Genomic DNA, 20,047 nt, shown 5'->3' with positions numbered 1-20,047 from the left:
AAAGGATAGACCTCCAAAGTCCACATGGGGAGGGGTCCCCATTGCCACGCTGCTTCAGGAAGGCTTGGATAGAGTGGCCGTTTCACATCAACGCCAGCGAGGGGACCACGAGTGCAACAGATCACAGCCATGGCCGGAATCGACGCACCGGATATGGCCCGTGCCCAGCAACTCGTGGGTAGCATCGTCCGCAGCTTCGAAAACAAAGTGGTAGGCCAGGCCAGGCTGCGTGAGACATTGGTTATCGGCTTATTGACCGGCGGCCATGTGCTGTTGGAAAGTGTTCCCGGTCTGGCTAAGACCACAGCGGCCCAAGCCATAGCAGAATCGGTCAGTGCGGAGTTCCGCCGGATACAGTGCACGCCGGACCTGCTGCCCAGCGACATCGCAGGCACGCAGATATTCGACGCCGCCAAGGGGACATTTGTCACGCAGCTGGGGCCGGTTCACGCAAACATAGTTCTGTTGGACGAGATCAATAGGTCCAGCGCCAAGACGCAAAGCGCCATGCTGGAGGCCATGCAGGAGCGTCAGACCTCCATTGGGGGTGAAACCTATCCTTTGCCGCAGCCCTTCCTGGTGCTCGCGACGCAGAACCCCATTGAGCAGGAGGGGACGTATCGTCTTCCCGAAGCACAGATGGACAGGTTCATGCTCAAGGACGTTCTTGACTATCCGAGCCCTGCGGAGGAAGCGGAAGTCATCCGCCGGATTGACTCCGGCGTTTTCAGTGCAGAGCAGAAGCCTCCGGCCGCTGCTTCCCTTGACGCCGTGGTCCAAGTCCAGGAACTCGTGCGCCGGGTATATATAGATCCCGCAATCGTCCGGTACATCGTCGGACTCGCCTATGTCACCCGTAACGCTTCCCAGTACTTGGAGCCCCGGCTGGCTAACGTGGTGGAATTCGGGGCCAGCCCGCGGGCGAGCATAGCCTTCAGCCAGGCAGCCCGCGCCATGGCGCTGCTCAAGGGGCGTGACCACGTCATTCCCGAGGACGTCAAGAACCTTGCGCATCGGATCCTGCGTCACCGCATCATCCTCGGATTCGATGCCGTGGTGGAGGAAATCTCCGTGGAGACCGTGATCGATGCCGTGGTGGCGTCCGTGCAGACGCCGTAGCGGGGCCCGGACGTGCCCAGCCTCCTCCGACGCGTTAAATCGAAGATGTTCATCTTCGCCCACCGTAGGACACTGACCCTTCTGGACGGCGAGTACGGTTCGGTCTTCAAAGGCCGCAGCCTGGACTTCGATGAACTCCGCGCATATGTCCCTGGTGACGAGGTCCGCGACATCGATTGGAAGGCCACGGCACGGCACGGATCCCCCCTTGTGAAGCGCTACGTTGCAGTCCGCCGGCACACAGTCCTTCTCCTGGTGGACACCGGGAGGAACATGGCCGCACAGGCATTGTCCGGGGAAACCAAGAAGGACATCGCCGTGCATGCGGCCGGAGTGCTGGGTTACCTGGCTTCCCGGCACGGTGACGACGTAGGTCTCCTGCACGGGAACGCCACAAGGTCCACGTACATCCCGCCCCGCAGTGGTGAGGAGCATTTGGAACGGCTGCTCCGCGAAGTGGATGCGAGCGCTTCCCTGGACGGACAGGCCAGTGGGATCGCCGAGCAGCTGGACTATGTGTTGCGGTACCTGAAGGGGCGTTTGCTCATCGTCGCCGTGGCGGACGAGTTCCTTCCGGACGCCCGCACGGAGACCTTGATGCGGAGGCTGCGCGGCCGGCACGAGGTGCTATGGCTGACAGTCTGCGATGCCGAGCTCGCCGCCGAACCCGGGAACCGGATGCAGGAAAGCACGGATGTGGGCACCGGGCAAGGAATTCCCCTGTCCTTGGCCGTGGATCCCACGGTACGTGCCGCCTACGCTGCGGCAACGCTGGAACGCGAGCGGCGGCGTCAGGATGTGTTCTACCGGCTGGGAATCGCCGAGGAACAAACCACGGGCAGCGAGGACGTCCTAGGTTCAGTCTTCGCTCTCCTCGAAAAGCACCGTTCCCGCGCCTTCACGGCAAGGACCCCTACCAAGGGCGGTAGCCGTGCAGGATGAAGCGGGCTTCTATTCGCCCCTGCAATACCAACCGCAATGGTTATGGCTCGGGCTTATGCTCGTGATCCTCATCGGAGCCTGGTACGCCTGGGTTCTCTTCTCGGACCGTAAGAAGGCTCCCGTCCGCCAAGACGCGCCGGTCCGCCAAGTTCCTGACCTGGACACGTTACGAGCCGCCTGCCTGTCTGCAATCGAGGCCACCTCAGCGGACGCCGACGCCGGTCGCCTGACGGAGCGCGACGCGCACCAGAGGCTCAGCTTCCTCGTGCGGGAGTTCGCCGGAGCGGCCACGGGCCTGCCTATGACCTCCATGACCCTCCAAGACCTCCAGCGCCACGAATTCAAGGAGCTGGCGGCAGGAATAGCCGGCATCTATCCCAACGAATTCGCGCCCCTGCCGATCCACTCCGTGAGCCAATCCGCAGAAGCAGCACGTCAGGTGGTGCTCGCATGGAACTGAGCTACTGGTGGATACTTCCCCTGGCCGCAGCAGCGGTGACAGTCACCGCGTGGCTGTCCCGCCGTCGTCGTGCCCCACAGACCAGGCCCATCGCCCACGGTGAGCGGCTCACTGACCTCCCCGAATACCAGCAGGCGATACGCCGGCACCGTACACGCCTGGCGCTCGCCGTGGTGTTGGGCGCCGTATTCCTCGCCGCCACCGCCACAGCCGCGGCAAGACCGGTGCACCGCACAACAGAGCAACCGGAAATCAGGAACAGGGACATTGTGCTGTGCCTTGACGTGTCCGGGTCAATGACCAGCACGGATGCCGCCATCGCAGCCGTTTTCGAAGACTTGGCCAAGGAATTCGATGGCGAAAGAATAGGCATGGTCATCTTCGACAGCAGCAGCGTGCAGCTTTTCCCGCTCACCGACGACTACCAGTTCGCCGCCGAACAACTCACCAACGCCAAGGAAGCCTTGGACAGCGGAGCCGGGTCCTTCTTTGACGGTACGTGGAACGGGGAAGGCTCCTCGCTCATAGGCGACGGGCTGGCAAGCTGCGTGCAGAGCTTCCCCGGCACTGACGCAGGGGAGCGCTCGCGATCCGTGGTCCTGGCCACGGACAACTTCCTTTCCGGAGAACCGATCTTCACCCTGGACGAAGCCTCGGCCCTGGCCGCCGAGAAAAAGGTGAAAGTGCACGCGCTCAATCCGGGCGACATGGACTATGGCGGGCAACTCGATCAGCCAGGGGCCCAGCTCAAAGCAGCAGCCCAACGAACCGGCGGCACCTATTTCACCTTGGATAGCCCCGACGCCGTTCAGGGCATCGTCCAGAAAGTGCAGGAAACGGAAGCTACAAGCTACCTTGCAGCGCCGCGGGTAGTGATTGCAGACGCCCCTGACTGGCCATTGGGCGTTGCACTGATTGCCGGTGCGGGGATGCTGCTGCTCGGTTGGCGGCTGGAACCATGACCTTCGCCCCCATCGTTCCGTGGCCCCTGCTGGCCCTGGCCTTCGCAGCCTTGCTCGGTTTCACGACTTGGACCTACGTGCGTCGTGAGTCAACCCGGCCGCGGCGGACCTCTAAGCCTGCAGCCCTGCGCGGTGCCGCCGTCGTCCTTCTGCTTCTTGCCGCTCTACGTCCCGGTTGGGCTGGAGGCCAAGCCCAAACCGGCACCGCAGACATGGACGTGTTCTTCGTCGTGGACACCAGCACCAGCATGGCCGCAGAAGACTACAACGGAACCAACACCCGGCTTTCAGGAGTCCAGCAGGACGTCATGGCCATTGCCAAGGAACTGGCCGGAGCCAAGTTTTCGCTCATCACCTTCGACAACAAAGCCAACGTCCGCATGCCCCTCACACAGGATGCAACAGCCCTGCAAACCGCCATGGCAACCCTGCAACCACAAAACAGCAGGTACGCCAAAGGAAGCAGCGTCACCGGCGCGGCCCAACTCCTGAAAGACAGACTCGAAGCGGCAAGTGAGCAACACCCAGGGCGCCCTGCACTGGTCTTCTACGCCGGCGACGGTGAGAACACCAGCGCGGAAGCGCCGGCTCCCATGAACGCCGGCAATGTGGCCGGGGGAGCAGTACTCGGGTACGGTACCGGGCAGGGCGGGAGAATGAAGGAAACCTCCACCCCCGATACCGCGTACGTGCAGGACAAAACCTCCGACACCCCGCAGGACGCCGTCTCACGAATCGACGAAGGACAGCTGCGCGCCATCGCAGACCAGCTCCACGTTCCCTACGCCCATAGGACAGGCACCGAGCCAACCTCGGACATGCTGAGCCAGGCCCGCCCCGGCACCATGACCGCAATGACCCCCGACGGTCCGGGCCGCGTGGAACTTTACTGGCTGCTGGCCCTGGCCGCTTTCCTGCTGGCAATCCACGAACCGTTGCGGCATCTCACCGCCCTCCAATCGCTTCGGCCCGCCGTGCGGAAGGAGCCCACCCCATGAACGACGACAACGCACGACGACGGCGACGTCGGCTGGCGCTCTACTCAGCACCACCAGCGCTACTGGCGCTCGCGGTTGCGGCGAAGCTCCTGAGCGTTGGTGTCCTTGGCGCCACTGCCGGGCAGTCCTTCGACGCCGGGCAGCAGGAGGGGGTGGCCGGTGCGGCATCGTGGTTGCAGGTAGCAAATCTAGTGGAGCCACATAAGGGACTTTTCGCCTCCGGTGATGCCCATGTTCTTGCGGGTGACTTTGCCGCCGCGCGGGAGGACTTTGAATCGGCGTTGGAGGCCGGCCCCGGCGTGGACGAATGCAGGGTGCGCGTCAACCTTGTGTTGAGTATCGAGAAGCTGGGAGATACGGCCGGGGATCCGGAAGCAGCGGCACGCTTGTTCAGGGAGGCCAAGGCCGGGGTAGAAAGCGCACCGCCGCAATGCCATGCTGTGGGTCCGGCTAACTCCGCAGGTGAGGGTGAGAACCTGGATGCGGCCCGGGATCGTCTCAACGGAAAGATCTCAGCGGGTGAGTCGCCGCGCAACGATCCATCCACGTCCGGGCAGGCCACGCAGCCGCCCCCGAACCAGGAGCAACTCCGGCAGCTTGAAGAAAGCGGGCGGCAAGCACAGCTTGAACGTTCGGAGGGTCAGGAACGGGGCGAGTACCTGCGGGGGCCGGACAAAGCCCCGGGGGTGGACCGTCCGTGGTGAGTTGTTACACGACGTAGTTACGACTCCCAGAGAATTTCGTCGTCCACCACGCCGTCCTCGTCAGCTGCAGCCACCAACAGTTCGTCGGTGAAGTGTGAGCCGAGGGTGAAATCCAGTACGAAGTAGCGTTCCGGCTGGCCGGGATAGATGGCCACGTGGCCAAGCTTGAGGGCTTTCAGGAAGACGTCGTTGGTGAGCTGGCCTTTGTCTTTGACGCCGAAGACGGATTGGAGTTGCTCTTCCTTGAGCTGCGAACAGTGAAAATGGAGGAACTGTTGGGGGTTGGTGCCGTCCTGGTCCAGTTCGTCGGCGATCATTTCCCTGACTTGGTCCACGAGTTCGGGCAGGAAGCGCAACCTGTAGTCCACCTTGCGCATGGCCGCCTCATCGAAGTGATCGTGCGCAGTGACGTTGAGGTCCAACTCAAGCTGGTTGCCGCCAAGTTCGTGTCTCGCAACGAAGCAATGTTCACGACCGTGGTTGAGCTCGATCTCCCCAAAATGTTTGCTCGCTACCTTGCCCATGTGATCAATCTAACCCCATCAACCGGCGGGTTCCAGCACTTCGCTCCAATTCACCCTTTGGGGTTCCGGCCCTTGACAGGAGCGGATTTCAGGGGGTGGAGGCCACTCTTTCCCGAGGTGTCCCTCAGGGTGTCAGCGAGCAGCTGTGTGAACAACTGCACTTGGGCTGTCCTCTTTTCATTGATGAGAAGAGCGAAGACGTTCCGGGCCAGGCGGATGTCCGGAACATCAAGAACTACGACGCCGGGTGGCCGGTTGCGCAGCGCCAGTTCCGGTACCAGCGATGCCCCCAGGCCGGCTGCGGTCATCTCCAGGCTGGCATGGAAGTCATCGCTGTAAGCCACCACGCGGGGGTGCAGGTTGCAGCTGGCGAAGAGGCGTTCGATGACCAGGGCATCGCTGGTGCCGGGGTGGTGGACGATCCATGGCATGTCCGAGAGGTGAGCCGCTTCGATCTCGGCGTCTTCCCGGATTTTCCATGATGCAGGCAGCACCACTCGGAAGTCGTCGTCGCCAATCCACTGACGTTCCAGGGAGTGCGGCCAGGCCAGACCGGATTGCCCCACTTGATAAACCAATGCCACATCCAGTTCACCGCCGGTGCGAAGTCCTTGGATGGTCTGGGCCGGTTCGGCCACTGAGACGCGGAGCTCAATGCCCAGTCTCTTCCACCGATCGTTCCGGAGGATCTCCGGCAGTACGTAAGTGGCGAGGCTGGGGAAAATACCCAGTCTCAGCTCCTGGGCGGGGGAGTCGTTGGTCCTTGAAGCCGCGGCCATGAGGGCTTCGACGTCGGTCAGCACCTTGGACGCGTGCCGGGTCATGGTCACCGCGGCCTCGGTGGGAATGACGCTGCGGGCAGAGCGTTGGAAGAGTTCGACGCCGGTATCGCGTTCCAGCGCGGCCATCTGTTGGGACACTGCCGACGCTGTGTAGCCGAGTTGGGCGGCCGCTGCGGCGAAGGAACCCAGCCGGGTGACCTCCATCAACGTGCGGAGATGGAGAAGGTTGACCATCAGGCGATTTTAGCTGTTCGCCACGCCACATTTTCAAACTGTCACGACACGCCGTATCCGGGCGACACGCTGAAGATTAAATGTGGCTAAGTAGTCCACAGGGTGTGGATGACATCTCTCAATTTCGCGGAATCACGGACATTTTGAGGGCCCTTGCCTGTGGACGAGCGGTGGATTGAATGACATACTTGTAATACATCATCTTGGGGTTCCAGTTCGGCGCTTGCACTACATGTAGTATCGATTTACGGATTGAGCGGGAAACCAGCACAAGACAAAATCAGAGCGTGTTGGCTGTCACGGCAGCCCGCGGGCCGGTATCGGATTCAGTACTAAAGTTCCGGTTGAGCCCGCCAGATACGAAGAGAATCAGACTTCAACTTAGGGGACAGGGATCATGACCGTAACGGTTTACACGAAGCCGGCCTGTGTTCAGTGCAACGCAACCTACCGAGCACTCGACAAGAAGGGCATTGCCTACCAGAGTGTGGACATCTCCCAGGACGCCGAGGCCCTCGAGCGCCTCAAGGCACTGGGTTACCTGCAGGCGCCGGTTGTCGTCACCGAGCAGGACCACTGGTCTGGTTTCCGCCCGGACAAGATCGAGGAACTGGCCCAGGCCGTTTCCTCCGTGGCCTAAGTTTTATTCAAACTTCGCCACCACATCACACTAAGAATTCCTATGTAGTAGAGGTGACTCCCATGGCACCGCTGGCAGCGGCACCCGTACGCGATGCTGCGGAAGCTGTGACCACGAGGAGTCACCTCATCTACTTTTCCTCGACCTCCGAGAACACCAAACGATTCGTCCAGAAACTGGGTATGGATGCAGCACGCATCCCGCTTTATGCCCAGGACGCTCCGCTTCAAGCTCTGGAACCCTTCGTCCTCGTGCTGCCTACTTATGGCGGGACAAACGGCGAAGGTTCCGTGCCAAAGCAGGTCATCAGATTTCTCAACGATCCCAGGAACAGGGAACTGATCCGCGGTGTTATTGGAGCAGGGAACACCAATTTCGCGGACAACTACTGCGCAGCAGGGGACATCATCTCCGTTAAGTGCAGGGTGCCGCATCTTTACAAATTTGAACTCATGGGAACGCCGGAAGACGTTCAGCGGGTCAACGAAGGGCTGGAAAAGTTTTGGACACAACTGTCGCAGAAACAGAAGTAACCGGGGGCGCTGTGGACACGGTCAAGAAGCCGCTGCCTGAGGCCTTCAAGGGCTTGGGTTATCACGAGCTCAACGCCATGCTGAACCTGTATGGCCCCAACGGCGAGATCCAGTTTGAAGCTGACCGTGAAGCTGCGCACCAGTACTTCCTGCAGCACGTGAACAACAACACGGTGTTCTTCCACGACCTGGAAGAGAAGCTCGACTACCTGGTGAAGAACCAGTACTACGAGCGCGAAACCCTCGACCAGTACACGATGAACTTCATCCGCGATCTCTTCAACCGCGCGTACAAGAAGAAGTTCCGCTTTGAGACCTTCCTTGGCGCTTTCAAGTTCTACACGTCCTACACGCTGAAGACTTTTGACGGCAAGCGTTTCCTGGAGCGCTACGAAGACCGCGTCTGCATGGTCGCCCTGCACCTGGCCCGCGGCGACGAAGACCTGGCCAACCGTCTTGTTGATGAAATCATCGACGGCCGCTTCCAGCCGGCTACCCCCACGTTCCTCAATGCAGGCAAGGCACAGCGCGGCGAGCTCGTCTCCTGCTTCCTGCTCCGCATCGAAGACAACATGGAGTCGATCGCCCGGGCCATCAACTCCGCGCTTCAGCTCTCCAAGCGTGGCGGCGGTGTAGCTCTCTCGCTCACCAACATTCGTGAGCACGGCGCCCCGATCAAGCAGATCGAGAACCAGTCCTCCGGCGTCATCCCCGTGATGAAGCTCCTCGAAGACAGCTTCTCCTACGCCAACCAGCTTGGTGCCCGCCAGGGTGCAGGTGCCGTGTACCTGCACGCCCACCACCCGGACATCCACCGCTTCCTGGACACCAAGCGTGAGAACGCTGACGAGAAGATCCGCATCAAGACGCTCTCCTTGGGTGTTGTGGTTCCGGACATCACGTTCGAGCTCGCCAAGAAGAACGAGGACATGTACCTCTTCTCCCCGTACGACGTGGAGAAGGTCTATGGTGTTCCGTTCTCCGACATTTCGGTGACCGAGAAGTACTACGAGATGGTTGACGATTCCCGGATCAAGAAGACCAAGATCAGCGCCCGTGAGTTCTTCCAGACCCTCGCGGAGATCCAGTTCGAGTCCGGCTACCCGTACATCATGTTCGAGGACACCGTGAACCGGGCTAACCCGATCGACGGCAAGATCACCATGAGCAACCTGTGCTCAGAGATCCTGCAGGTTTCCTCGCCGTCCATTTACGCCGAGGACCTCAGCTACGAGACCGTGGGCAAGGACATCTCCTGCAACCTCGGTTCCATGAACATCGCCAAGACCATGGACTCGCCGGACTTTGGCCGCTCCATCGAGACGTCCATTCGTGCCCTCAGCGCCGTGTCCGACATGTCCTACATCAACTCGGTGCCGTCCATCGCTCAGGGCAACGCCCAGAGCCACGCAATCGGCCTTGGCCAGATGAACCTCCACGGCTACCTGGCCCGCGAGCACGTCCACTACGGTTCCGAAGAGGGCCTGGACTTCACCAACATTTACTTCTACACGGTGCTGTTCCACGCTCTGCGCGCTTCCAACCGTCTCGCCATTGAGACCGGCCAGAAGTTCGGCGGCTTCGAGAAGTCCACGTACGCATCCGGTGAGTTCTTCGACAAGTACACCGAGCAGGAATGGGTTCCGGCAACGGAGCGCGTCAACGAGCTCTTCGCCGGCCACCATATCCCCACCCAGGATGACTGGCGCGAGCTGAAGGCTTCGGTCATGGAGCACGGTATCTACAACCAGAACCTCCAGGCTGTACCGCCTACCGGTTCCATCAGCTACATCAACAACTCCACGTCCTCCATCCACCCGGTGGCCGCCAAGATCGAAATCCGCAAGGAAGGCAAGATCGGTCGCGTCTACTACCCGGCTCCGTACCTGACCAACGACAACCTGGAGTACTACCAGGATGCCTACGAAATCGGCTACGAGAAGATCATCGACACCTACGCCGCTGCCACGCAGCACGTGGATCAGGGCCTGTCCCTGACGCTGTTCTTCAAGGACACTGCAACCACTCGCGATATCAACAAGGCGCAGATCTACGCATGGCGCAAGGGCATCAAGACCCTCTACTACATCCGTCTCCGCCAGCTCGCGCTGGAAGGGACTGAGGTTGAGGGCTGTGTTTCGTGCATGTTGTAACCGAAATCGGTTGATTTCTGCGGCGACTGCCGCTGCAAAAACTAAAGAGTACGACGGCGGGTCACCACCCGCCGTCGTAGGCTTACCTCAAGAACACCATCGCTTAAGGGGATGACATGACCGAGAAGGTCAAGCTGCTGACACACGTCGAGGCCATCAACTGGAACAAGATCCAGGACGATAAGGACGTGGAAGTCTGGAACCGCCTCGTCAACAACTTCTGGCTGCCGGAGAAGGTGCCGCTGTCCAACGACGTTCAGTCGTGGCACACGCTGACCCCGGAAGAGCAGCAGCTCACCATGCGCGTCTTCACGGGCCTCACCCTGTTGGACACCATCCAGGGTACCGTTGGCGCTGTTTCGCTGATCCCGGACGCCATCACCCCGCACGAAGAAGCCGTGTACACCAACATCGCCTTCATGGAGTCGGTGCACGCCAAGTCCTACTCGTCCATCTTCTCCACCCTGTGCTCCACCAAGGAGATTGACGACGCCTTCCGCTGGTCCCTCGAAAACGAGAACCTGCAGAAGAAGGCTCAGATCGTCATGGATTACTACCAGGGCGACGATCCCCTGAAGCGCAAGGTCGCCTCCACTCTGCTGGAGAGCTTCCTGTTCTACTCGGGCTTCTACCTGCCCATGTACTGGTCATCACGGGCCAAGCTCACGAACACGGCTGACCTCATCCGCCTCATCATCCGCGACGAGGCCGTGCACGGCTACTACATCGGCTACAAGTTCCAGAAGGGCTTGGAGAAGGTTTCCGAGGCCCGCAAGCAGGAAATCAAGGACTACACTTTCGAGCTCCTCTTCGAGCTGTATGAAAACGAAGTCCAGTACACGCATGACCTCTATGACGGAGTCGGCCTGGCCGAGGACGTCAAGAAGTTCCTGCACTACAACGCCAACAAGGCGCTGATGAACCTGGGCTACGAGGCCATGTTCCCGGCATCCGTCACCGACGTGAACCCGGCCATCCTCTCCGCCCTGTCCCCGAACGCCGACGAGAACCACGACTTCTTCTCCGGCTCAGGCTCCTCCTACGTGATCGGCAAGGCCGTCAACACGGAAGACGAGGACTGGGAGTTCTAAATCTTCACCTTGCTGTCGGTTCTTTCAGGGCCCCTCCCGCTTCGACGGGAGGGGCCCTATTTTGTTGTCGCTCGCGATCCGCCAACAATTGGGAGCTCCGTCACGTTCTCCCGAAATGAAGCACTTCCTGTATGACGACGGATTCAGACTCTGTGGCGTCGTTGACCACCATCAATCGCGAGCACGTGAGCTAGATACGTGACGGTTCGTAAGGGCGTTATTATTCTGGATCAGCTAAGTCCCAAAGTCCTTGTCCGCGTTATGGAAGAGGCAGAGGCATACCGAGGCCGCCTACTGAAGAGGACACTGGCGCATCTGCTCGTCAGCATCGTGGTCTGGCTTTTCGTTTGGATGGCGTCACTGAACGTGGACATGTCCTACAACCCGATCTTAAGGCGGATCCCTGGAGCTTCGGTGTTGTCGGGCTTCGGACTGCTGGCCACTCTAGTAGTGGCCGTCCAGCTTCAGGCACGATCCTTGAAGATCACTGACAAAAGGAAACACCCTGGCCCGGTTGAATTCCTAGATATGGCGTGCCGGGTTATTTCCCTTGCTGCTACAGGCCTGATGATGGTGTCCTTCGGGCAGTCTTTTGATTTCGGTTCATGGCCAAACCCTCCGCGTTTCGATGCTGTTCGCGGCCTCGGGTCTTTGGCCCTCGGCGGGCTTCTATCGCTGTTCGCCAGTGATGCTGCAGAGCACTCTAAGTTGGTTGACACCACGGCAGATGCTTACCTATGGAAACTTGTTCGCGAGAAGAAATCGGTACTCAGAGCCTTACCCCGGAGAAGGGTCGGCGCCCCCCCGCCGACCCACTTGCCACGTTGTCATAATGTTTGCCATTTATCCGGTGTCCAGTGGCATTGTGGCAGCATCGCTGGCGGGTGGGAAGGCGTTCATTCCAACTGTGGTCATCACCGCCGGCCTGGCATTTCTGGCTGTAGACCGGCTAAGCAAAATCTGTGTCCTTTGGTACAACAAGCAGTGGTGGTCAGTGACGGGAAGTGTGGCCATGGGCATACTCCTGTGGGCGATTTTCACGAGTCCGTTTATGGTGGCTGCGCTGGATATGGCCGCGGGGGGTCGCTGGGGGGTAAAGGCCACAGAGATCCTCGGCGGCTTGTTCCAATTTCTGGCTTTCTATATGGTGCTGACAGCTTTCCCCTTTTACGCTGGCGCATGGATGTGTTATTCGTCTGCCCGAGGCCGGGGTCTGGTCCTTGAAGTCGCGGTGCGGAAAACTCTGAGACAACTTCTGGCGCTTAGAAGGCGAACCGCCCTTCATACAGGTGCTGCTTCAAAGGAGCGTCCGATTGGTGGACCCGTCATGAGGATCCTTTCGGGCATGACGAGACGAGCGCCCATAATCGCGCTGGCTGCAACCGGGGTTATCTTCGTCTTAGGGGTGAGCTGGCTTGTAGTTTTTGGACCCGGCACCGTCTCGGAACTGTTTCCTGGGCAATGAGTGGTCCTGTTCCCCAAGCGTCAGTAGAACTTGCATCATTCAGGAGGTATCGGCGTCCATAGGCTGGTGCCCGGGTAGGGGTGGAGCCTTGGATTGGTAGGTGTGCCCGGTGGGGGTGCGGATTTCCAGGGTGTGCACGTCGGCCTGTACTGCACGGGTGGTCCAGCCGGGGTTTTCCTTGGTGTGATTGCATGCTTCGCACAGACCAGCCCCGTTTGCGAGGTTCGTTTTCCCTCCTGAACGCCACGGAACCACATGGTCTGTGTGCCGGATGGGCGCATCACAATACGGCGTCCGGCAAGTGTCATCACGGGTCTCAATGAATCGCCGCAGCCTTGCCGGGAAGAACCGGGCCTTGGAATCCGTTGCCAGGAGCTCTCCGGTGCCCGGCGCGGTGTAGAGCCGACGGAGCCAGACATCGAACTCCTGGTCTTGGGCCGACTGTGATGTCTGTATTGCTCCTAAGCTGTTTGCTGTCGGCGGTGCGGCTGCCACTGGTGCGGGGGCGGTTAGCTCGGGACCGGCGTGCCTGACGTCAGCCACCGGCACGGAGCATTCGGCGGGCGCTGACTTTTCGGCCTGCCCTGAGCTTCCTTTTGGCCCCAGGCCGAGAAGTTTCCTTCCCCACTCTGCCGGGACGATTCCGTATCCCTTGAGCCGGGCCGGTTCACTATCGCCCTGAAAGAGCGTCCGGTCGGTCATGACAAGATCCAGGTTGATCCCAGAAAACCCACCCGGCGTGCCGGTAACCCGTTCAACCAGAGTGTCGGCCATGACCTGGCCACGGGTCGGGGCTACTCCACCAGACCCGACACCCCCGCCAGTGCCAGCACCACCTGTGGAACGGGCAGTATCAGCAGCCCGGGACAACGCAGCATAAACCGCCACCCCCTGAGCTACCGGCAACAGCGCCGTCAGGTACGTCATGGTGTCCGGCGCCGGACGCAAACTCACCGTCCGCTCAGCAGCGGCACGGCTGGCACGACCCACCACCGACCGCGGATCACGCCGATACGCAGCAGCCTTCACCGCCGCAACAATCGCCTTATCACCCTTGCCATCAAAAGTCCCGGTATCGGCGGCGAGTTCCTCATCCACCGCGCACCGGTCCTCAACAGACAAACACGCCGTTTCCTTCACGAGCAACGTGGCCCGCCATTCATTCAAGAGCCCGGCCCGCAACGCTGCCAAAGTGTGGGGCATCTCCACCACCAGCGCCTTCGCAAAACCCAGCAAGCTCGACCCACGGTTCGGGGACTCCCGCCTCGCCAACGCCACCTGAGCCCCCACCCCTTTACCTTGGTCAGAGGCGGGAACGCCTTGCTGTGCCTGCTCCTGCCTCTGGGCCAGGTCAAAGGCAACAGCGATCTTGGCCTGCAAACTCGAGATAGCTGACTTCATATCTTCAAGCACCCGCAACTGCTGGATCAGATCACCACTGACGGTGCCCGACAGAACGAACCCTCCGGAGGTGGCAGGAAGACGCGCAGCGGAAACCGCCGCCTCCACTTGCCTTTCCCGAATCCGCTCCATGTCATAACTCTGGCAGGGGGCACTGACATTATTAGAGTGTCATTCCCGGGGAGGTGGCGACAGATCCGGCACTGAACCATCTCACCCTTGCTCACGTCTACACATCAAGGGAGGATCATCACATCGTCGGGAGGATCGCCGTGGTGCAGCTGGAGAAGTTCGAGAAGTACTTGATCGAAGAGTTCTACGATGACTACCGCTCGGGAGAGATGTCGCATAAGACATTCACCCGGCGGGTGGCGTTCATCATGGGAAGCATGTCGGCTGCAGGGGCGGCCATGGCCTTGGTGGGTTGCACGCCGGAGGAGGTTCCCAAGACCACGGACCCGATGCCCACGCCATCGACCACGTCGTCGGCGGCTTCTCCGGGGAACACCGTGAACGCCACTACCGCGGTTCCCAACGCCAAGAGCCCGTTGTCCGTTCCAGAGGGCGCGGCGGGTCTGGTTACTGCCACAGTGAAGTTCGACTCCGGCGGGACGGAGATCAGCGGTTACCTCGCCCGGCCTGAGGGAAGCCAGAGGGGCCCAGGCGTGTTGATCTGCCACGAGAACAGAGGCCTCACCCCGCACATCCAGGATGTCGCACGGCGTTTTGCCAAGGAAGGGTATGCGGCGTTGGCACTGGACCTCCTCAGCAGGGAGGGCGGGACAGCGTCGATGGACCCGGATGCCGTCCCGGGCGCTCTGACGCAGGCGGGTGCCCAAAGGCACGTGGGTGACTTTAAAGCCGCCTTTGAGTACCTCAATGGCCAGGGTTATGTGGAGGAGGGCCGGATCGCGATGGTTGGCTTTTGCTTCGGCGGTGGCATCACGTGGCAGGCATCCACAGACATCCCCGCCCTCAAAGCGACGTCGGCTTTCTATGGGCCCGCACCGGATTTGGCCAAAGTCCCCACTCTCAAGCCGGCTGTGTTCGGTGTCTACGCCGAGAAGGATGCCCGCATCACCGGCTCCATGCCTCAACTCCAAGAGGCGCTGGATAAAACCAACGTCAAGCACCAGCTCAAGGTGTACCCCGGCGTTGACCACGCCTTCCACAACGACACCAGTGAACGCTACGTGGAGGCCCAAGCCACAGCAGCCTGGAACGACACCCTGGCTTGGTTTAAGGACAACGTCTAGGGGACCCTGCCCGAGAACTCAACGCTGCAAGCGCGCAGCCTCACTAGCCAGCTCGGCCTCCAAGGTCTCAATACTGGGCAGGCTCGCCACCAATTCATCCGGCAAGGAATCGGCGATGGAGGTTTTCCACTCTGCGATGCCAACGGGGGCGTTGAACCCACGCAGTGCGTACTCGGCCACCACGCTGTTCTTCTCCTTACACAACAGCAGTCCGATGGTGGGCTTGTCGTCCGGGTGCGCCAGGAGATCGTCCACCGCAGCCATGTACATCCCAAGCTGGCCCAGGAACCCGGGTTCGAACTTCACGGCCTTGAGCTCTATCACCATGTAGCAGCGCAACTTCAGATGGTAAAAGAGCAGGTCCGCGAAGAACTCGTCGCCGGCAATCTCCAGCCGGACCTGCTCGCCCACAAAGGCGAAACCCTGGCCCAGCTCCAACAGGAATTTCTCCACATGCTTCACCAACTGCAGCTCCAGGTCCCGTTCAGTGTGCCGGTCACTCATGGACAAAAAGTCAAAGACGTAGGGGTCCTTGGTTGCCTGCTGCGCGAGATCCGAATCTGCAGGGACCATAGTGGCCGCAAAGTTGGTGATTGCTTGGCCTGATCGCTCATGGAGACGCGTTGAAATCTGGTGCGTCAGCACGTTGCGCGACCAACCGTGTTGGGCCGCTGCCGATGCGTACCAAAGGCGAGTGGCGGCGTCGTCGAGCTTTTCCAAGAGTGCGATCTGGTGGTACCAGGGCAATGTTGCAAGCGGCGCTTGCAACATTGGGAAGTCAGGCCACGCCTGCGCGAAGCTCTTCATATACCGAAGGTTCCTGGGGGAGAAGCCCTTCGCGTCCGGGAACCGGGTGCGGATGTCGGCGGACAGCCGGGTGACTACTTTGGCACCCCAGCCTTGCTCGGATTCACGTTCGGCCAGCTGCCGGCCAATGCTCCAGTAGGAGTTCAGCAACTCACTGTTGGCGGCCGCCAGAGCCCGGGTCCTGCCGACGCGGACCTGGTCAGCCACCGTGTTGAGCAGTGTGGGGTACCAGTGAGGCATGGACGAAGCCGCCGGGACACCCGGAAATGATGCCTCGGTGGCGAGCTCTTGGGACGGCATGTTGCTCCTGTCGATTGCTGGTGGCACCACGCTATGGGAAGGCACTGACAAAATAGACGGGTGAGTGAAGCCGGTGAATTCGTGGACTACACACTGCAGATGGAGTCCACCTGGGAGAAGGCTGCAGAGGCCAGTGAGCGTTTGGGCGGGACCTTGAAGGTGTATGGCGCGTCGGTGGGCGCAGTACGGGGAACCGTGAGGGACATGCTCAAGCGGTACAAAACCCTGGACCATGACGACGTTACTGCCTTGAGCTCGGAGTTGTGGGCTGAGCCTGTGTTCGAGAGGCGACTTGCAGCAGTGGTTCTGCTGCAGACCAAAGTCAGCGTTCTGGTCAACACGGACCTCACCCGTATAGAGGGTTTCATCAGGCAGTCCGGGACACGGGAACTGGTGGATCCCCTCGCCAAAGATGTGGTCCGCCCATTAATGGACCGGTTGGAAGGCCTCGCTAAGGAACGCGCGGAACGCGTATTGGAGCGCTGGGCCGCTGATCCGGACGCTGAACTGCGGCACGCAGCGGCTTTGGTGGTAGGCGCCGCGACCCCTTGATAAGCACCAACGACGCGCCTACTCTTTGCCTCACCACAGGCCAGTGAATTGAGAGGCAGGTTCGTTGATGAAATCGCTGTGGTTGGACCGGGAATCCCGCTTCATGTCCGACTCAATTCCCGAAGAAAAGCACTTTGACACCATAGTGGTGGGCGCGGGGCTCACCGGTATGGTGGCTGCCCTGCTGTTGTCCAGGTCCGGGCAGCGCGTGGTGGTCTTCGAAGCCAGGACACTCGGCGCTGTGACCACCGGTAACACCACCGGTAAGTTAAGCCTCCTCCAAGGAGGAGCCCTTTCGGCCTTGCGCGGCCAGTATTCGCTGAAGGTGGTGCAGGCCTATGTGGAGGCCAATAAGTCCGGCCAAGCCTGGCTGACGCAGTATATGGAGCAGCAGGGCATCCCGTTTCAACGCCGGACCGCGGTCACCTTCGCAACCACGGACGACGGCGGCCAGCGGCTCCGCAAGGAGGCTGCGGTTTCGCGGGACGCAGGTTTGGACGTCCACTTCAGCCGTGACGCCGGGCTGCCGTTCCCCATAGTGGAGGCTTTGGAACTCGAAGGCCAGGCCCAGATTCACCCCATGGATGTGCTGGAAACCCTTGCCAGGGACATTCGAGGCCATGGCGGCCTCATTGTCGAGGGCATGCAGGTGGAGAACGTAGCTTCCGGGCAGCCTATGGAGGTCTCCACGGGCAAGGGCACTTTCACTGCAGACACTGTGGTGATAGCTACGGGCACCCCAATCCTGGACCGCGGACTGTATTTTGCCAAGCTTGAGCCCAACCGCTCCTATGCGGCTGCGTTGAAGGTCCCGGGCGATCTTCCGAAGGGCATGTATCTGTCCATCGATTCACCTACCCGCTCGCAGCGCACCCACCCTACACCCGAGGGAGAGCTGCTCCTGGTCGGTGGTTATGGGCACACGGCGGGCCGGGCTGCATCACCTAAGTCGCATTTGGATGACCTGCTGGGGTGGGCCACCCGGCACTACCCCGGAGCCGAAGTCACCCATACGTGGTCGGCTCAGGATTACCAAGCCACCAACCTGATGCCGTTCTTCGGCAAGCTTCCCCGCGGCCACGGACGCATCTTTTTCGGCACCGGCTACAACAAGTGGGGGATGAGCAACGGGGTAGCGGCAGCCCTATCCATTACCTCGGACATCCTGGGCGGCCAATCCGATTGGGCCACCACCATCCATCGCCGCGTCACCTCGCCCCAAGGAGCGCTCCAAGCCGTGCGGTTGAACGCGAGCACCACCAAGCGAATGGTGGAGGACAGGGCAAGAATCAAGGCCAATCCTGACATCACGGATCAAACGCGTCCAGCCGAAGGAACCGGCGTTGTGGGGCTGTACAAGGGTGAACCAGCCGCAGTGTCCACCGTGGACGGCAACGTTTGCATGGTTTCGGCCAGGTGCTCACACCTGGGTGGCATCGTGACGTGGAATGATGCCGAAAAATCGTGGGACTGCCCTCTGCACGGTTCGCGCTTCACCCCCGAGGGCAAATATCTTGAGGGTCCTGCAACCCATCATTTGCAGGAGTCGCCGGTCAAGAAGAAGGACTAGCTCAGCCGATCGATGCGCCGTTGGGCTTGATCGGCGGCGCGGCGTTGCTGGGTTGCGGCCCGCACGGCCCGTTTCTTTTCTGATTCCGCGGATTCTGCATCACGGGTGACTCCAATGAGTTCGGCTTCAAGGGTTGCCAGACGTTTCTTGAGGTCTTCAATGTCGGCTTTGAGTGTGGTTCGGCGATCAGCCAGTGCATTGACGGTGTCCCACGCTTCGGATGCTGCCGCTTCTGCTTCCCTGGCCGTTTGGTCGGCGACGTCGAACTCGCTGCGGGCCTCTTTCAGTGCTGCTTGCTGCTTGGCGGCCCGCCGATCGGCCAAAGACGTCGCTTTTTCCTTGGAGGACTTCTGTTGCGGTGCCTTCCCCTTGGGCGGAGTGTCTTGGGACGTCGGAGTGCTCTTGGCGTGTGGTGGGGGCCCCTTCTTGACTGATCTCTCGACTGATCGCTCTTGTGTAGCTTCGGGCGCTTCGTCATCGGGACCTGCCGCAGCTATTGCTCCTGCAAGGTCCACTGCTTCGAAGCCGCTGCCGCTGAGCCCCCTGACCAGCCTGCCCGTTCGTACCGCGGCGGCTGCCCCGGCATCGGCCATGGCCGCCCTGAAAGTCTGCTCAACATCGGACGTTGCGGCCGCGCTCAGTGGAGCCCCCAGCTCTGCAGCGAGATCCCTGGCCGAATGGACGGCTGTTGTCAGCTGACTTTGGCGTTGCTGCCCGAGTTCACGGAATGCTTCGGTGTCCTGCTCCTCCTGGGCGCCTCGTAACGAAATGCCAAAACGTACGACGCCGTCAATTACCTCGGGTTTGTGAACGGCCAGGATGTTGATGGCCCAAGCTCCGGCAGCCGGCTTGGGAAGGCTGCCGATCTCTTGAGCCAAGTCTTTTTGCCCGGCGTCCTTCGCTTTGCGCACCAGAGCATTACGTTCCGCCGTGAATTCACGAGGTGTCACGGCGTACAGCTCCTGGGCGGCGTCGCGGAGGTCCATGGAATCATCCTAGGGTTTGACCGTAGGAGTCCGGGACCTGGTCTTCAGCGAAGCGCTGCTTAGGGTAGCCTAAGTCGAGTGGATCAGATCATGAGTTTGCCCTTCGGCGTCGCACTCGCAGCGCTCTTCGCGATTGTCATGATCCGTGTCAACGTTACTTATTGGATCGGGCGGGGGGCCATGGCCGGGTTCGCACATACCCGCTTCGGTGGTTCTTTGGAGCGGCCCAAAGCTGCCCGCGCCCAGGCGCTGATCCAGCGCTGGGGCCCGTACGCCGTCGTACTGTCTTTTCTGACTGTTGGCCTCCAAACTGCCATTAACCTCGCAGCCGGTGCCGCCCGTATGCCACTCCGACGATATTTGCCCGCAGCTGTGGCGGGTTCTGTGATCTGGGCCCTGCTCTACGCAACCATTGGTCTTGCCGCTCTGGAGGCATGGTTGGCGGTAGCCGCCGCATCACCTGGTGGAGCTGCTGTGGGCGTGGCGGTCCTGGTGACCGCCATTACGTTGGTTGTTGTGTTCCGTCGGCGTCGGGCAAGGGCCAAATCAGCGGATACAGTGGTCTGAG

20 protein-coding genes are annotated in these 20,047 nt (G+C 60.8%); 15 read left to right on the top strand and 5 right to left on the bottom strand.

The window, feature by feature from the left end:
* Nucleotides 1-111: 111 nt before the first annotated feature.
* Genes ACZ5J0_RS10855 through ACZ5J0_RS10830 form a run of 6 tightly spaced genes read left to right on the top strand, consistent with a single transcriptional unit; the run spans nt 112 to nt 5,185 of the window.
* Entirely contained in the window at nt 112-1,119 is a 1,008-nt protein-coding gene (locus tag ACZ5J0_RS10855; protein ID WP_142939023.1) for an AAA family ATPase, read from the top strand.
* 12 nt (nt 1,120-1,131) lie between these two features.
* Nucleotides 1,132-2,061, top strand: a complete 930-nt coding sequence (locus ACZ5J0_RS10850) for a DUF58 domain-containing protein (RefSeq protein WP_223940414.1) — start codon at nt 1,132-1,134, stop codon at nt 2,059-2,061.
* A complete protein-coding gene (locus tag ACZ5J0_RS10845; RefSeq protein ID WP_142939025.1) occupies nt 2,051-2,521 on the top strand; it encodes a hypothetical protein in 471 nt (156 codons plus the stop codon). Before ACZ5J0_RS10850 ends, ACZ5J0_RS10845 begins: the two co-directional genes overlap by 11 nt.
* Nucleotides 2,512-3,483: a vWA domain-containing protein gene (locus ACZ5J0_RS10840; RefSeq protein ID WP_464093103.1), complete on the top strand. Its 972-nt coding sequence runs from the start codon at nt 2,512-2,514 to the stop codon at nt 3,481-3,483. The genes ACZ5J0_RS10845 and ACZ5J0_RS10840 overlap by 10 nt, the downstream gene beginning before the upstream one ends.
* Entirely contained in the window at nt 3,480-4,481 is a 1,002-nt protein-coding gene (locus ACZ5J0_RS10835; RefSeq protein WP_464093102.1) for a vWA domain-containing protein, read from the top strand. The genes ACZ5J0_RS10840 and ACZ5J0_RS10835 overlap by 4 nt, the downstream gene beginning before the upstream one ends.
* Complete coding sequence (locus ACZ5J0_RS10830; RefSeq protein WP_464093101.1) at nt 4,478-5,185, top strand: hypothetical protein; 708 nt, start codon at nt 4,478-4,480, stop codon at nt 5,183-5,185. The genes ACZ5J0_RS10835 and ACZ5J0_RS10830 overlap by 4 nt, the downstream gene beginning before the upstream one ends.
* A gap of 17 nt (nt 5,186-5,202) precedes the next feature.
* Here the strand turns inward: ACZ5J0_RS10830 and ACZ5J0_RS10825 are convergent, their stop codons facing one another.
* Together ACZ5J0_RS10825 and ACZ5J0_RS10820 are read right to left on the bottom strand one after the other, a co-directional pair.
* Nucleotides 5,203-5,709: a DUF2004 domain-containing protein gene (locus tag ACZ5J0_RS10825; protein ID WP_142939029.1), complete on the bottom strand. Its 507-nt coding sequence runs from the start codon at nt 5,707-5,709 to the stop codon at nt 5,203-5,205.
* A gap of 50 nt (nt 5,710-5,759) precedes the next feature.
* Nucleotides 5,760-6,725 carry a LysR family transcriptional regulator gene (locus tag ACZ5J0_RS10820; RefSeq protein ID WP_142939030.1) on the bottom strand — a complete coding sequence of 322 codons (966 nt, stop codon included), beginning with the start codon at nt 6,723-6,725 and terminating at the stop codon, nt 5,760-5,762.
* A 397-nt stretch (nt 6,726-7,122) separates the two neighbouring features.
* Here ACZ5J0_RS10820 and nrdH point away from each other — a divergent pair, with 397 nt between their 5' ends.
* The 5 genes from nrdH to ACZ5J0_RS10795 all read left to right on the top strand — a co-directional run bounded on the left by nrdH (nt 7,123) and on the right by ACZ5J0_RS10795 (nt 12,607).
* Nucleotides 7,123-7,365 carry a glutaredoxin-like protein NrdH gene (gene nrdH, locus ACZ5J0_RS10815; RefSeq protein WP_142939031.1) on the top strand — a complete coding sequence of 81 codons (243 nt, stop codon included), beginning with the start codon at nt 7,123-7,125 and terminating at the stop codon, nt 7,363-7,365.
* 62 nt (nt 7,366-7,427) lie between these two features.
* Complete coding sequence (gene nrdI / locus ACZ5J0_RS10810) at nt 7,428-7,898, top strand: class Ib ribonucleoside-diphosphate reductase assembly flavoprotein NrdI (RefSeq protein WP_142939032.1); 471 nt, start codon at nt 7,428-7,430, stop codon at nt 7,896-7,898.
* 32 nt (nt 7,899-7,930) lie between these two features.
* Nucleotides 7,931-10,051, top strand: coding sequence for a class 1b ribonucleoside-diphosphate reductase subunit alpha (gene nrdE / locus ACZ5J0_RS10805; protein WP_214814948.1), 2,121 nt, complete (start codon nt 7,931-7,933; stop codon nt 10,049-10,051).
* Between the two features lie 116 nt (nt 10,052-10,167).
* On the top strand, nt 10,168-11,142 hold the full coding sequence (gene nrdF, locus ACZ5J0_RS10800; RefSeq protein ID WP_166840537.1) for a class 1b ribonucleoside-diphosphate reductase subunit beta: 975 nt from the start codon (nt 10,168-10,170) through the stop codon (nt 11,140-11,142).
* A gap of 832 nt (nt 11,143-11,974) precedes the next feature.
* Nucleotides 11,975-12,607: a hypothetical protein gene (locus ACZ5J0_RS10795; protein ID WP_464093100.1), complete on the top strand. Its 633-nt coding sequence runs from the start codon at nt 11,975-11,977 to the stop codon at nt 12,605-12,607.
* Between the two features lie 39 nt (nt 12,608-12,646).
* Here ACZ5J0_RS10795 and ACZ5J0_RS10790 read toward each other — a convergent pair whose 3' ends face one another.
* Nucleotides 12,647-14,140, bottom strand: coding sequence for an HNH endonuclease (locus ACZ5J0_RS10790; protein WP_464093099.1), 1,494 nt, complete (start codon nt 14,138-14,140; stop codon nt 12,647-12,649).
* Nucleotides 14,141-14,280: 140 nt separating this feature from the next.
* Between ACZ5J0_RS10790 and ACZ5J0_RS10785 the strand changes: the two genes are divergently transcribed.
* Nucleotides 14,281-15,264, top strand: a complete 984-nt coding sequence (locus ACZ5J0_RS10785) for a dienelactone hydrolase family protein (protein WP_464093098.1) — start codon at nt 14,281-14,283, stop codon at nt 15,262-15,264.
* Between the two features lie 18 nt (nt 15,265-15,282).
* Here the strand turns inward: ACZ5J0_RS10785 and ACZ5J0_RS10780 are convergent, their stop codons facing one another.
* Nucleotides 15,283-16,371: a PDDEXK nuclease domain-containing protein gene (locus tag ACZ5J0_RS10780; protein WP_142939036.1), complete on the bottom strand. Its 1,089-nt coding sequence runs from the start codon at nt 16,369-16,371 to the stop codon at nt 15,283-15,285.
* 60 nt (nt 16,372-16,431) lie between these two features.
* Between ACZ5J0_RS10780 and ACZ5J0_RS10775 the strand changes: the two genes are divergently transcribed.
* Together ACZ5J0_RS10775 and ACZ5J0_RS10770 are read left to right on the top strand one after the other, a co-directional pair.
* Complete coding sequence (locus ACZ5J0_RS10775) at nt 16,432-16,923, top strand: DNA alkylation repair protein (RefSeq protein WP_142939037.1); 492 nt, start codon at nt 16,432-16,434, stop codon at nt 16,921-16,923.
* Nucleotides 16,924-16,990: 67 nt separating this feature from the next.
* On the top strand, nt 16,991-18,493 hold the full coding sequence (locus ACZ5J0_RS10770) for an FAD-dependent oxidoreductase (protein ID WP_464093097.1): 1,503 nt from the start codon (nt 16,991-16,993) through the stop codon (nt 18,491-18,493).
* Here ACZ5J0_RS10770 and ACZ5J0_RS10765 read toward each other — a convergent pair.
* Nucleotides 18,490-19,479, bottom strand: a complete 990-nt coding sequence (locus ACZ5J0_RS10765; protein ID WP_464093096.1) for a hypothetical protein — start codon at nt 19,477-19,479, stop codon at nt 18,490-18,492. The genes ACZ5J0_RS10770 and ACZ5J0_RS10765 overlap by 4 nt on opposite strands.
* Nucleotides 19,480-19,557: 78 nt before the next feature.
* On the opposite strand from ACZ5J0_RS10765, the gene ACZ5J0_RS10760 reads away from it, so the two are divergent.
* Nucleotides 19,558-20,046: a DedA family protein gene (locus ACZ5J0_RS10760; protein WP_464093095.1), complete on the top strand. Its 489-nt coding sequence runs from the start codon at nt 19,558-19,560 to the stop codon at nt 20,044-20,046.
* Nucleotide 20,047: the final 1 nt, after the last annotated feature.

The organism is Arthrobacter sp. DualSoilB13 (assembly GCF_055389195.1).
Note: the sequence above shows the minus strand (reverse complement) of the source record. Positions and strands in the feature narration are given on the sequence as shown.